The following is a 13,309-nucleotide window of genomic DNA, read 5'->3' on the forward strand; positions in this document are numbered from 1 at the left end:
CGCAGCCACAGAAAGGTTCCGGGCCGGCCATGGCGCTCTCCCTCTACGTCGACACCGCTCGCTGGCGGGCGCACCAGAAGACCGTGATCGACCAGTTCCCGGGCCTCGTCCCGGTGTGCAAGGGCAACGGTTACGGCTTCGGCCACGAGCGGCTCTCGGAGGAGGCGGCCCGCTTCGGGGCCGACATGCTGGCGGTGGGCACGACGTACGAGGCGGCCCGCATCAAGGACTGGTTCGGCGGTGACCTGCTGGTCCTCACCCCGTTCCGGCGGGGCGAGGAACCGGTTCCGCTGCCGGACCGGGTGATCCGCTCGGTGTCGTCCGTGGACGGGGTGCACGCGCTGGTCGGCGCCCGGGTCGTCATCGAGTGCATGAGCTCGATGAAGCGGCACGGCATCGCCGAGCACGAGCTGGGCCAGCTGCACGCGGCCATCGAGGACGTACGCCTGGAGGGCTTCGCGCTGCACCTGCCGCTGGACCGCACGGACGGCACCGACGCCGTCGAGGAGGTCATCGGCTGGATGGACCGGCTGCGCGCGGCGCGCCTGCCGCTGCACACCATGTTCGTCAGCCACCTCAAGGCGGAGGAGCAGGCACGGCTCCAGCAGCAGTTCCCCCAGACCCGGTTCCGGGCCCGGATCGGTACGCGGCTGTGGCTGGGCGACCACGAGGCGACGCAGTACCGGGGTGCGGTCCTGGACGTCACCCGCGTCGCCAAGGGGGACCGTTTCGGCTACCGCCAGCAGAAGGCGGCGTCCGACGGCTGGCTGGTCGTCGTCGCGGGCGGCACGTCCCACGGGGTGGGCCTGGAGGCCCCGAAGGCCATGCACGGCGTGATGCCGCGCGCCAAGGGCGTGGCCCGGGCCGGCCTGGCGACGGTCAACCGCAATCTGTCGCCGTTCGTCTGGGCGGGCAAGCAGCGCTGGTTCGCCGAGCCGCCGCACATGCAGGTGTCGATCCTCTTCGTCCCGTCGGACGCGCAGGAACCGAAGGTCGGCGACGAACTGGTCGCCCACCTCCGGCACACCACCACCCAGTTCGACCGCCTGGTCGAGCGCTAGGGACCCACCGACGGTCAGCCCGCCCCAGGGCCGCCTGGGGGGCCGTCACCGTCCCGTACGACGCTCGTCACTCCCGTACCACGCCCCACTCCACACGCGGTGCCTGGACCGCGTGTGCGGCGTGCTGGGGCGGGTGCGCCGCCCTGCCGAGCACGAAGACGTCCTCCGCGCGGTCCAGCACGCCCCCGGCCGGATCGTCGGACCCGTCGCGCCGTACCCCGTCGCGCTCGGGCATCAGGACGTCCCGTACCACCATGGCGCACAGGAACAGCGTGCCGGCCAGGTGCAGGACGATGGCGAACTGGTAGCCCTCCGTCGGCAGGCCCTGCTTGTTGCCGCTCGTGGTGTACGCCAGGTACATCCAGATCCCGACGAAGTACATGACCTCGCAGGCCTGCCAGATCAGGAAGTCCCGCCAGCGCGGGCGCGCCAGGGCGGCGAGCGGGATCAGCCAGAGCACGTACTGCGGCGAATAGACCTTGTTGGTGAGGATGAACGCCGCGATCACCAGGAAGGCCAGTTGCGCGAAACGCGGCCGGCGGGGCGCCGTCAGCGTCAGGGCGGCGATCCCGAGGCAGGCCAGCCCCATCAGCACGCTCGCGTACGTGTTGACGGCGTCCGGTGTGATGTTGGCGCCGGTGCGCTGGGTGATGATCAGCCAGAAGGAGCCGAAGTCGATGCCCCGTTCCTCGCTGAAGGAGTAGAACTTCTTCCAGCCCTCGGGGGCCAGCAGCATCACCGGCACGTTGACCGCGAGCCATGAGGCCGCCGTGCCCAGCACGGCGATCCCGAACTCCCGCCATTTCCATGCCCGCCAGCACAGCAGCAGCAACGGCCCGAGCAGGAGGAACGGGTAGAACTTGGCGGCGGTGGCCAGGCCCAGGAGGATGCCGAAGGCGAGCACCCGCTCCCGGGACCACATCAGCATGGCGGCGGCGGTGAGAGCCAGCGCGAGCAGGTCCCAGTTGATGGTGGCCGTGAGCGCGAAGGCGGGCGCCAGGGCGACCAGCAGGGCGTCCCAGGGCCGGTTGCGGTGGGTGCGGGCGACGCAGACCACGAGGACGGCCGTGCAGACCATCAGCATGCCCGCGTTGACCATCCAGTACATCTGCTCGCGGTACTGCAGGTCACCGTCGAAGGGGAGCGTCAGCCAGGACGCGACCTGCATGAACAGTCCGGTGAGCACCGGGTATTCGAGGTATTCCATGTCGCCGCCGAGGCGGTCGAAGTACGGGATCAGCCCGTCGGCGAAGCCCCGCCCGATGAACAGGTGGGGGATGTCGGAGTAGCAGGCGTGGGTGTACTGCGAACTGGTTCCGCGGAACCACGCCCAGTTGTAGCAGGGCAGCTTCTGCACCATGCCGAGGGCGAACATGCCGATCGCGACGAGGGCGATCACCCGCACGGGTGTGAGCGCGCTGCCACCGAGCCGTGCGCGGCGGCCGACGGGGCCCCCGATCAGCTCGCTGCCGGCGGCTGCGACCTCGTCCCGCCGGGTCGGGGGCACGACGGGCCCGTCCTGGTGGGCGCTCGTCGTCTTGTGTGGGCTCGGCATGGGGACATCCTGCCGTACGGGGCTGCGGACCGGCGCGGCCTGTGGACAACGGCCTGTGGACAACGTCGAGGGCCGCCGCATCCGGCGTACGCGCACGATGTGCGTACAGGATGCGGCGGCCCTCATACCAAGGCTTGGCCTCGCGGCCCTGGGCGGCGGTGGGGACGCCGGGCGCTAGCCCTCCGTCCCGCCGAACCAGCCTCCGTTGGCGCCACCGTTTCCGTTGCCGTTGGTGGTGCCGCCGGTGGTCAACGAGGGACTGGGACTGGTGCCGCCGGTGGTGGTGCCGCCGTCATCGGTACCACCCGTGTCGGTCCCGCCACCACCGTCCTGACCACCGTCCTGGCCACCGTCCTGACCGCCGTCCTGACCACCGTTCTCGTTCTCGCAGTCCCAGTCGAACGGGCCGCACGAGGGCTCCGCGGGCTTGGAGCTCTCCGACTGCGACGGGGTCGGCGACGGGCTCTGCGACGGCGTCTGGGACGGCGTCTGCGAAGGCGTGTCGGACGGCGTGGGCTCCGGGCTCTTGGCGCCGCCGCCGTACACGGTGTCGGCCTCCAACTGCTCCGGCTCGGGGAAGGGGATCACCTTCTGGCCCTTGAGCGCCGTCGACATGTACTTCTGCCAGATCTCGGACGGGAACGACGAACCGTGGATCTTCTTCTGATCACCGGTGCCGAACATCTCGAGGAACTTGCGGTTCTTGTTCGCCGCGTTGTCGTCCATCCGGTACATGTCGATCGCGGTGGCCAGTTGCGGCGTGTAGCCGACGAACCAGGCGGACTTGTTGCCGTCGGTGGTACCGGTCTTGCCGGCGACCTGGCGGCCCGGGATGGCCGCGTTGTTACCGGTGCCCTCGGGGTCCTCGACGACGTCCCTCAGCACGTCGGTGACGTTGCTGGCGATGGCGCTCGAGAAGGCCTGCTTCGTCGTGGCCTCGTGCTTGAAGATCGTCTCGCCGCGCTTCTTCACTTCCTTCACGGAGAACGGGTCACGCTGCTTGCCGTTGGCCGCGAAGGTGGCGTAGGCGCCCGCCATACGGATGGCGCTGGGGTCGGAGATACCGATCGAGAACGACGGAACGTTCGCCGCGACCAGGCTCTCCTTGCGCAGACCGGCCGCGACGGCCGTCTGCCGGACCTCTTCGATGCCGACGTCCATGCCCAGCTGCACGAAGGGCGAGTTGGCCGAGTGGATCATCGCCTCGCGGAGGTTGATGTCCCCGTAGCTCTTGTCACCGTCGTTGACCTGGAGCCACTCCTCACCGTCCTCGTTGTGCCAGACGCTGCCGTCGTACTTCTTGATCTTGAGCTTGTTCGCACCGTTGTAGTACGTCTTGTCCGGGTCGACGGTGCGGCGCTGGTCGGGGCCCTGAACGGCCTCGCCCTGCGGGTCACGTACCCCGTACTCCATCGCCGCGGCCAGCACGAACGGCTTGAACGTCGAGCCGACCTGAGCACCGGTCTGGTCGGCGTTGTTGGTGAAGTGCTTGGTCGCGTCGGAGCCGCCGTAGATGGCGACGATCGCACCCGTCTTCGGATCGACGGAGGCACCACCGAACTGGACGTGCGTGTCCGTCTTCGGGCGCGCCTTGGGGTCGATGTTGGCCTTCTCGACGCTCTGCACGGCCTTCTTCAACGCTTCGACCTTCTTACTGTCGAACGTCGTGTAGATCTCGTAGCCGCCTTGCGAGAGCTTCTTCGCCGTGATGCCCACGTCGTTGTTGTTGATGACGAACGCCTTGGCCAGGTCCACCATGTACCCGACCTGGCCACCGAGCCGCGCCTCCTTCTTCGGCGGCTTGGGCATCGGGAAGTCCGTGAACTTGGCCCGCTCCACGGGGTCGAGGTGGCCGTCCTTGACCATCTCGTCGAGGATCCACTTCCACCGCTTGGTGGCGGCCTCCGTGTTGGCCGCGGGCGTGGCTCTGGGGTCGATGTCCACCGAACCGGCCGGGTCGTAGTAGGTGGCGCCCTTCAGCAGCGCGGCGAGGAACGCGCACTCACTGGCGGTGAGCTTCTTCGCGTCCTTCTCGTAGTACGTGCGCGCCGCGGCCTGGATACCGTACGCACCTCGTCCGTAGTACGAGGTGTTCAGGTAGCCGGCCATCACTTCCTTCTTGGGCTCCTCCATGCCGGCCTTGAGGGAGATGAACAGTTCCTTGGCCTTGCGGCTGATGGTCTGGCTCTGGTCGTCCAGCATCGCGTTCTTCACGTACTGCTGGGTGATGGTGGAGCCACCCTGGGTCTGCTCACCCATGGCCATGTTGACCAGGGCGCGGCTGATGCCCTTCGGGTCGACGCCCTTGTCGTCCCAGAACGTCTTGTTCTCGGCCGAGATCACCGCGTTCTGCATGTCCTTGGGGATCTGGTCGTAGTCCAGGATCTGCCGGTTGATCTCACCACCGGTGGCGGCCATCTGCGTGCCGTCGGAGTAGTAGTAGACGTTGTTCTGGGCCGTGGCGATCTTGACCGCCTGCGGCACCTCCACCATGGCGTACACGACCGCCGAGGCACCCATGACCGAGGCTGCGAACCCGAGGAACATCCCGGTGACGAGCTTCCAGGAGGGCACCCAGCGGCGCCATCCGTACTTGTTGTGCCGGGGGTAGTCGATCAGCCGCTTCTTGCCCGGCTGCCCGCCACGGCCGCCGTTGTGGCCGCCGCCGCCCCGTCGGCCGCCACCGTGTCCGCCAGCTCCACCGGCTCCGCCGCCTGCACCCTCGGCACCACGGCGGCGTCCGCCGCGCTGGGCGGCCCGGCGGGCCTCGGCACGGCTGCCGTACACCCGCTCCTCGCCGCCGCCGTACGGGTCGGCAGGAGATCCTGCACTGGTTCCTCGCGCCTGAGCCGCCCTGCGGCCCGTGGGCTGCTGGGCGGCTCGCCTGGCCGCGGCACGTCCGCCACCCTGCGGCTGTGGCGGTTTGCGACGGTGCTCGCTCATCGAACGACTACTCCTCGGGCAGGCGAGTACGCCTGGAAGCGGCAGCTGAGTTCCGGTCCCCCCGAAATGGATACGGACCAGCCCTGGGTGGGGCTCATCCGCCATGCACTCAGAACGAGGACGCCGAACGGCGTCGCATGGTTCCCACGGGTGTGCATGCCGCACAGACTACGCACGGTCAAAAACCTCTGAGGACTGAAGTTCATCCCAAATCAGGCAAGTCGTTTACTCCGAATTGACTATGTGACGCCGCTCACCCTAGCCGCCCTTGTCGAGGGTGCCGGGCCGTTCTATCGTCGGGATGTATCGAGTCGATACATCAGCACGGCATAAGAGTCACGGCGCCAGAGCCGGCGAAGGCGGAGGAGGGCGATGGATGAGCAGGCGCTCCGGCATCCTCGAGTTCGCCGTCCTCGGCCTGCTCCGCGAAGCTCCGATGCACGGATACGAGCTGCGTAAGCGGCTCAACACGTCGCTGGGGATCTTCCGGGCCTTCAGTTACGGGACCCTCTACCCCTGCCTCAAGACGCTGGTCGCAAACGGCTGGTTGATCGAGGAACCGGGCAGCGCCCCCGAGGACGCCCTCGCCGCCTCGCTCGCCGGGCGCCGCGCCAAGATCGTCTACCGGCTGACGGCCGAAGGTAAGGAGCACTTCGAGGAGCTCCTGTCCCACACCGGACCGGATTCCTGGGAGGACGAGCACTTCGCGGCCCGCTTCGCCTTCTTCGGGCAGACGGAGCGCGAGGTGCGGATGCGGGTGCTGGAAGGCCGGCGCAGCCGCCTGGAGGAGCGTCTGGAGAAGATGCGCGCCTCCCTGGCCCGCTCGCGCGAGCGCCTGGACGACTACACGCTTGAGCTGCAGCGACACGGCATGGAGTCCGTGGAGCGCGAAGTGCGCTGGCTGAACGAGCTCATCGAGAGCGAGCGGGCGGGGCGGGACCAGCGACGGTCCGGCTCCGGGACCCCGGAGGCCGACCAGGCCACCGAGGGCCCCGCCGGCGCTCAGCAGGACGACACATCTGGAGAGACGGGCGGCCTGCCCCGGCACGGGGGCAGTACCCGGCCGGATCCGTCCGACGACACCGCCAAGTGAGGCCCTGCGACCTGCAGGGCTTCGAAGATCAACACAGGGAGCAACCGGAATGGGTTCGGTTCGCGTAGCCATCGTCGGCGTGGGCAACTGCGCCGCCTCGCTGGTGCAGGGCGTCGAGTACTACAAGGACGCCGACCCGGCCGCCAAGGTGCCGGGTCTGATGCACGTCCAGTTCGGCGACTACCACGTCGGAGACGTGGAGTTCGTGGCGGCCTTCGACGTCGACGCGAAGAAGGTCGGGCTGGACCTCGCGGACGCGATCGGTGCCAGCGAGAACAACACGATCAAGATCTGCGACGTGCCGTCGACGGGCGTGACCGTCCAGCGCGGCCACACCCTGGACGGCCTGGGCAAGTACTACCGCCAGACCATCGAGGAGTCCGACGAGGCCCCGGTCGACGTCGTGCAGGTCCTCAAGGACAAGCAGGTCGACGTCCTCGTCTGCTACCTCCCGGTCGGCTCCGAGGACGCGGCGAAGTTCTACGCCCAGTGCGCCATCGACGCCAAGGTCGCCTTCGTCAACGCCCTCCCGGTCTTCATCGCCGGCACCAAGGAGTGGGCGGACAAGTTCACCGAGGCCGGTGTCCCGATCGTCGGTGACGACATCAAGTCGCAGGTCGGCGCCACCATCACGCACCGCGTCATGGCGAAGCTGTTCGAGGACCGCGGCGTCCGTCTCGAGCGCACCATGCAGCTGAACGTCGGCGGCAACATGGACTTCAAGAACATGCTCGAGCGCGACCGCCTGGAGTCCAAGAAGATCTCCAAGACGCAGGCCGTCACCTCGCAGATCCCCGACCGTGACCTCGGTGACAAGAACGTCCACATCGGTCCGTCGGACTACGTCGCCTGGCTGGACGACCGCAAGTGGGCGTACGTCCGCCTCGAGGGCCGTGCCTTCGGTGACGTTCCGCTGAACCTGGAGTACAAGCTCGAGGTGTGGGACTCCCCCAACTCGGCGGGTGTCATCATCGACGCCCTGCGCGCCGCGAAGATCGCCAAGGACCGCGGCATCGGCGGCCCGATCCTCTCCGCGTCCTCGTACTTCATGAAGTCCCCGCCGGTCCAGTACTTCGACGACGAGGCCTACGAGAACGTCGAGAAGTTCATCAAGGGCGAGGTCGAGCGCTAAGCCTCCGCCCCACTCGCCGAAGGTCCCCGTGGCATCTGCCCGGGGACCTTCGCCGTATGTGACCCTTGCTGCCATGCCTGTCGTACGTGATCTGCGCGTACTCGTGCGCCTGACGAACTTCCGCCGCCTGCTGGCCGTACGACTGCTCTCGCAGTGCGCCGACGGGGTCTACCAGGTCGCACTCGCCACGTACGTCGTCTTCTCCCCCGAGAAGCAGACCTCGCCCACCGCGATCGCCTCCGCCATGGCGGTTCTGCTGCTGCCGTACTCGTTCGTCGGCCCGTTCGCGGGTGTCCTGCTGGACCGCTGGCAGCGACGCCAGGTCTTCCTCTACGGCAACCTGCTGCGCGCCCTGCTCGCCACCGGCACGGCGTTCCTGATCCTCACCTCCGTACCGGACTGGCTCTTCTACGCGTCGGCGCTCTCCGTCACGGCCGTCAACCGATTCGTCCTCGCCGGGCTTTCGGCCGCGCTGCCCCGTGTCGTGGACGCCGACCGGCTCGTGATGGCCAACTCGGTCTCGCCCACCGCCGGCACGCTGGCGGCCACGGCGGGCGGCGGGCTCGCCTTCGTCGTACGGCTGCTGGGCGCCGACTCCGACGCGACGGTGGTGCTGCTGGGCGCCGGCCTCTACCTGTGCTCGGCCCTGGCCTCGCTGCGCATGGGCCGCGAGCTGCTGGGCCCCGACCCGGGAGTGGTGCAGCCCCGGCTGGGGGCGGCGCTGGCCTCGACGGCCCAGGGGCTGATCAGCGGGGTGCGCCACCTCGCCCGGCGGCGGGCGGCGGCCCGGGTGCTCGCCGCGATGACGGTGATGCGCTTCTGCTACGGCGCGCTGACCGTGATGGTGCTGATGCTCTGCCGGTACGCCTGGACGTCGACCGAGTCGGAGGGGCTCGCCTTGCTGGGCCTGGCCGTCGGTATCTCGGGGGCGGGGTTCTTCGCCGCCGCGGTGCTCTCACCGTGGGCGGTCGGGCGGCTGGGGCAGGGCGGCTGGATGGTGGTGTGCGCCAGGTCGGCCGCCGTGCTGGCACCGGCACTGGGACTCCCCTTCGCGCCTGCGCCCATACTGGTCGCCGCCTTCGTCCTGGGCCTCGTGACCCAGGGGTCCAAGATTTCCACGGACACGGTGGTGCAGCTGGCGGTGGACGACGCGTACCGGGGGCGGGTCTTCTCCCTTTACGACGTGCTCTACAACGCGGCCTTCGTCGGCGCGGCCGGCATTGCCGCCCTGATGCTTCCGGCCGACGGCCGATCGGTCCCGCTGGTCGTCATGGTCGCCTGCTTGTACGGGGGCGTCGCCGCCGCGCTGCTGCGCTGGAGGCGCGCCGATGCCTTGCTGTAGCGCGACGGAGGGCGATGTTTCACGTGAAACATCGCCCTCCGTGTTGCCTCTCTCCGGCCGTCATGTTTCACGTGAAACATGACGGCGGCGCCCAACTCAGTCCTGAGCGGCCCACCACTCCTTGAGCGCCGCGACGGCGTCGTCGTGCTCCATCGGCCCGTTCTCCAGGCGCAGCTCCAACAGGAACTTGTACGCCTGACCGACGGCAGGCCCAGGGCGGATGCCGAGGATCTCCTGGATCTGGTTGCCGTCCAGGTCGGGCCGAATCGAGTCCAGCTCCTCCTGCTCCTGGAGCTTCGCGATGCGCTCCTCCAGCCCGTCATAGGCCCGGGAGAGAGCGGCCGCCTTGCGCTTGTTGCGGGTGGTGCAGTCCGAGCGGGTCAGCTTGTGCAGGCGGCTCAGCAGCGGGCCTGCGTCGCGCACGTAGCGGCGTACGGCGGAATCGGTCCACTCACCCGTGCCGTAGCCGTGGAAGCGCAGATGCAGCTCCACCAGGCGCGAGACGTCCTTGATCATCTCGTTGGAGTACTTGAGCGCGGTCATACGCTTCTTGGTCATCTTCGCGCCCACCACCTCGTGGTGGTGGAAGGAGACCCGGCCGTCCACCTCGAAGCGACGCGTGCGCGGCTTGCCGATGTCATGCAACAGCGCCGCCAGCCGCAGGACCAGGTCGGGACCGTCCTCTTCGAGGTCGATGGCCTGCTCCAGCACGATCAGCGAGTGCTCGTAGACGTCCTTGTGCCGGTGGTGCTCATCGCTCTCGAGCCGGAGCGCGGGCAGCTCGGGCAGCACGCGCTGAGCGAGACCGGTGTCGACCAGCAGGCCCAGCCCCTTGCGGGGATGCGCGGAGAGGATCAGCTTGTTGAACTCATCCCGTACGCGCTCGGCGGAGACGATCTCGATCCGCTCCGACATCCGCCTCATCGCGTCCACGACCTCGGGCGCGACCTCGAAGTCGAGCTGCGCGGCGAACCGCGCGGCGCGCATCATGCGCAGCGGGTCGTCGGAGAAGGACTCCTCGGGCGTTCCCGGCGTCCGCAGGACGCGCTGGGAGAGGTCCTCCAGACCACCGTGCGGATCGATGAACTCCTTCTCCGGCAGCGCGACGGCCATCGCGTTGACGGTGAAGTCGCGGCGTACCAGGTCCTCCTCGATGGAGTCGCCGTAGGACACCTCCGGCTTGCGCGAGGTCCTGTCGTACGCCTCCGAGCGGTACGTCGTGACCTCGATCTGGAAGATCTGTTCAGCGCCCTCGACGTGGGCGGCCTTCTGCACCCCCACCGTGCCGAAGGCGATCCCGACCTCCCAGACCGCGTCGGCCCAGGGGCGGACGATCTTCAGAACGTCCTCGGGGCGTGCGTCGGTGGTGAAATCGAGGTCGTTGCCGAGCCGGCCGAGCAGTGCGTCCCGAACCGAGCCGCCGACCAGAGCGAGGCTGAACCCGGCCTCGTGGAAGCGACGGGCGAGATCGTCGGCGACGGGGGACACGCGCAGTAGTTCGCTGACCGCGCGGCGTTGCACCTGGCTCAGTGCAGTCGGGTTGTCTTCGTTGGCGTTCGGCACAACAGAAAAGGGTACGTGCCCCGGCCCTGGGCGGCGTCCCGGTTTTCGCCCACCCCGGGCCCCGCTCACCTGGTCCAGGGCCCCATACTGCTCCGATCATGTGGAGCAGTCCGCGGCACTTAGCCCCGGCGCTCCTCGTTACCATGCGTGGACGCAGGAACCGACGAACCACCAACGGCAACAGACGACGAGGACGGGCGAGCGCGTGGCCGAGGCGGCAGACTTCCAGAGCACGAGTCGCTCTCCTGCCCGGCGGTGGCTACGGCGTGCGGCCTCCGCCATCGTGAGCGCGCCGCTCCTGGCAGGCCTGCTGTACGTCCCCTCCGCGCCCCCCGCGTCCGCCGCCGAGAAGGCGTCCCCGTCCCGGACCGTCGACGTGTCCCTGGACACATTCACGCCGACCACGCCGGTGGAGGGGGACACCCTCACGATCAGCGGCACGGTGACCAATGAGGGCAAGGAGACGGTGAACGGGGCGCAGGTCGACCTGCGCGTCGGATCGCGGATGACCAGCCGCGGCGAGATCGACGCGGTGGCCAAGCGCACCGGCTTCGCACCGGGCAATGACGGCGCGGCCCTCGGCGGCCCGTACAGCATCAAGATCCCGAAGCTCGCGGCCGGCATCAGCAAGGACTTCAGCCTTTCGGTTCCGGTCGAGAAGCTGGGTCTCGACGACGACGGGGTCTACCAGCTCGGGGTTTCCCTTTCGGGACGGACCGCGGGCACCTCCTACGACCAGGTGCTGGGCATCGAGCGCACCTTCCTGCCCTGGCAGCCCGAGGCCACGGAGAAGAAGACGCAGGTCACCTATCTCTGGCCGCTGATCTCCTCGACGCACCTGTCGGCGGAGACCGGCTCGGACGACCAGCAGACGCCGGTATTCGAGGACGACGAGCTGGCCACGGAGCTCGCCCCGGGCGGACGGCTGGAGCGGCTCGTCGCGCTCGGCGCCGAGCTCCCCGTCACCTGGGTCGTCGACCCGGACCTGCTCGCCACCGTGGACGCCATGACCCGGAACTACCAGGTCAAGGACGGGAACGAACGAGTCGCCGGCAAGAACCAGGCGATCGCCAAGCAGTGGCTGAACAGCCTGGACAAGGCGGTGCAGGGCGACAAGGTGGTGGCGCTGCCCTACGCCGACCCGGACCTGGCGTCCCTCGCCCACCGGGGCAAGGACGTCTCCGGCTCACTCAGCCACCTCCAGCCGGCCACGGAGGTGGCCGAGAGCACGGTCGAGACCATCCTCCATGTGAAGCCGTCGGTCGACTTCGCCTGGCCGGTCGACGGTGCGGTCGACCCGTCGATCATCGACGTCGCCACCTCGGCCGGCGCCGACAAGGTGATCGCCCGCAACGACAGCATCCGCGACGAGCTGCCCTACACGCCCAATGCCGCCCGGCCCATCGGCGGCGGTACCACCGCCGTGGTGGCCGACGCGTCACTGTCCACGGCCTTCCAGGGCGACATGACACGGGCGGGCGACTCGACCCTGGCCGTCCAGCAGTTCCTCGCCCACACCCTGGCCGTGACCCAGCAGCAGCCGGGCAAGCTGCGCAGCATCGTGGTCGCCCCGCAGCGGATGCCCACCGCCGCGCAGGCCCAGTCGATGGCGACCGCCGTGCGCGCCCTGTCGGCCCAGCGCTGGAGCCAGCCCAGCGACCTGCTCACGGCGGCAGCGGCCAAGCCCGACGACCGGGCCACGACGAAGATCCCGGGCGCCCGGAAGTACCCCGCCAAGCTCCGCAAGCAGGAGCTGCCCGTACAGGCCTTCCAGGACATGAAGACCACCCAGGACACCCTGGACAACTTCAAGGTCATTCTGACCATGGCGTCCCGGGTCGTGACGCCCTTCGGCAACGCGATCAACCGGGAGATGTCGACCTCCTGGCGCGGCCGCTCCGAGCCCGCCACGGCGTACCGGCAGAGCGTGCAGGTCCACCTGCAGGACCTCACCACCGAGGTCCAGCTGATCGAGAAGTCCGATCTGACCCTCTCCGGGCGCAGCGCCACCATCCCCGTCACCGTGCAGAACCAGCTTCTGCAGGACGTCGAGCACCTGGTGCTGCGCCTGACGTCGACCAAGCCGACCCGTCTGAAGCTGAACGGCGACAGCGCCGTGGCCGAACTGCCGGTGAAGATCGCCGGCGGTCACAGCCAGTCGGTGAAGTTCACGGCGTCCGCCAACGCCAACGGTCCGGTTCCGATGACGGCGCAGCTGTACACCGAGGACGGAAAGCCGTACGGCAAGCCGATGACCTTCACCGTGAAGGTCTCGGAGATCACGCCGACCGTGATGCTGGTGATCGCCGGCGGCTTCCTGCTGCTCGCTCTCGCGGGTATCCGGATGTACACCCACCGCAAGCGCGCCGCGGCACGCGAGGCGGAAGCGGCGGACGCCGCCGGTACGCCGGATGAGCAGGAGGCGGCCGCGGACCCCGGGACCGACGCGGAAGCGGTCCCGGAGGCCGACGGTACGACTGCGCAGAGCGACGATCCCGAGCAGCCGAGTGACCCTGCGCCGGACACCGGAGCGCAAAGCACCGGCCCGTCGGGCCAGGGTGAGAAAGTGGACCGTTGAGCGATGTCGTGGCCGGTCGGCCGGGGACGATGAGGTGGGGTA

At 68.9% G+C, this 13,309-nt stretch carries 8 protein-coding genes; 5 read left to right on the forward strand and 3 right to left on the reverse strand.

Going from position 1 to position 13,309, the window contains the following annotated elements:
• Positions 1-29 precede the first annotated feature (29 nt).
• Complete coding sequence (locus ACZ6C1_RS14050; RefSeq protein ID WP_469240701.1) at positions 30-1,061, forward strand: alanine racemase; 1,032 nt, start codon at positions 30-32, stop codon at positions 1,059-1,061.
• A 67-nt stretch (positions 1,062-1,128) separates the two neighbouring features.
• Here the strand turns inward: ACZ6C1_RS14050 and ACZ6C1_RS14055 are convergent, their stop codons facing one another.
• Positions 1,129-2,616 (reverse strand): glycosyltransferase family 87 protein, encoded by a 1,488-nt coding sequence (locus ACZ6C1_RS14055; RefSeq protein WP_469240703.1) that lies wholly within the window; start codon positions 2,614-2,616, stop codon positions 1,129-1,131.
• A 174-nt stretch (positions 2,617-2,790) separates the two neighbouring features.
• Positions 2,791-5,559: a transglycosylase domain-containing protein gene (locus ACZ6C1_RS14060; RefSeq protein ID WP_469240705.1), complete on the reverse strand. Its 2,769-nt coding sequence runs from the start codon at positions 5,557-5,559 to the stop codon at positions 2,791-2,793.
• Between the two features lie 376 nt (positions 5,560-5,935).
• On the opposite strand from ACZ6C1_RS14060, the gene ACZ6C1_RS14065 reads away from it, so the two are divergent.
• From ACZ6C1_RS14065 to ACZ6C1_RS14075, 3 genes are all read left to right on the forward strand, one after another.
• A complete protein-coding gene (locus tag ACZ6C1_RS14065) occupies positions 5,936-6,652 on the forward strand; it encodes a PadR family transcriptional regulator (protein ID WP_469240707.1) in 717 nt (238 codons plus the stop codon).
• A gap of 49 nt (positions 6,653-6,701) precedes the next feature.
• Positions 6,702-7,784, forward strand: coding sequence for an inositol-3-phosphate synthase (locus tag ACZ6C1_RS14070; RefSeq protein ID WP_469240709.1), 1,083 nt, complete (start codon positions 6,702-6,704; stop codon positions 7,782-7,784).
• Between the two features lie 73 nt (positions 7,785-7,857).
• A complete protein-coding gene (locus tag ACZ6C1_RS14075) occupies positions 7,858-9,126 on the forward strand; it encodes an MFS transporter (RefSeq protein WP_469240711.1) in 1,269 nt (422 codons plus the stop codon).
• Between the two features lie 96 nt (positions 9,127-9,222).
• Here ACZ6C1_RS14075 and ACZ6C1_RS14080 read toward each other — a convergent pair whose 3' ends face one another.
• Positions 9,223-10,689, reverse strand: a complete 1,467-nt coding sequence (locus ACZ6C1_RS14080; RefSeq protein ID WP_469240713.1) for a CCA tRNA nucleotidyltransferase — start codon at positions 10,687-10,689, stop codon at positions 9,223-9,225.
• Positions 10,690-10,894: 205 nt separating this feature from the next.
• Between ACZ6C1_RS14080 and ACZ6C1_RS14085 the strand changes: the two genes are divergently transcribed.
• Positions 10,895-13,267 carry a DUF6049 family protein gene (locus ACZ6C1_RS14085; protein ID WP_469240715.1) on the forward strand — a complete coding sequence of 791 codons (2,373 nt, stop codon included), beginning with the start codon at positions 10,895-10,897 and terminating at the stop codon, positions 13,265-13,267.
• Positions 13,268-13,309 lie beyond the last annotated feature (42 nt).

This window comes from Streptomyces sp. NPDC041796 (genome assembly GCF_055590785.1).

Excerpts from the sequence above, each read along its gene's own strand:
- ACZ6C1_RS14050 (WP_469240701.1), top strand. The coding sequence starts at position 30 with ATGGCGCTCTCCCTCTACGTCGACACCGCTCGCTGGCGGGCGCACCAG.
- ACZ6C1_RS14055 (WP_469240703.1), bottom strand. The coding sequence starts at position 2,616 with ATGCCGAGCCCACACAAGACGACGAGCGCCCACCAGGACGGGCCCGTC.
- ACZ6C1_RS14060 (WP_469240705.1), bottom strand. The coding sequence starts at position 5,559 with ATGAGCGAGCACCGTCGCAAACCGCCACAGCCGCAGGGTGGCGGACGT.
- ACZ6C1_RS14065 (WP_469240707.1), top strand. The coding sequence starts at position 5,936 with ATGAGCAGGCGCTCCGGCATCCTCGAGTTCGCCGTCCTCGGCCTGCTC.
- ACZ6C1_RS14070 (WP_469240709.1), top strand. The coding sequence starts at position 6,702 with ATGGGTTCGGTTCGCGTAGCCATCGTCGGCGTGGGCAACTGCGCCGCC.
- ACZ6C1_RS14075 (WP_469240711.1), top strand. The coding sequence starts at position 7,858 with ATGCCTGTCGTACGTGATCTGCGCGTACTCGTGCGCCTGACGAACTTC.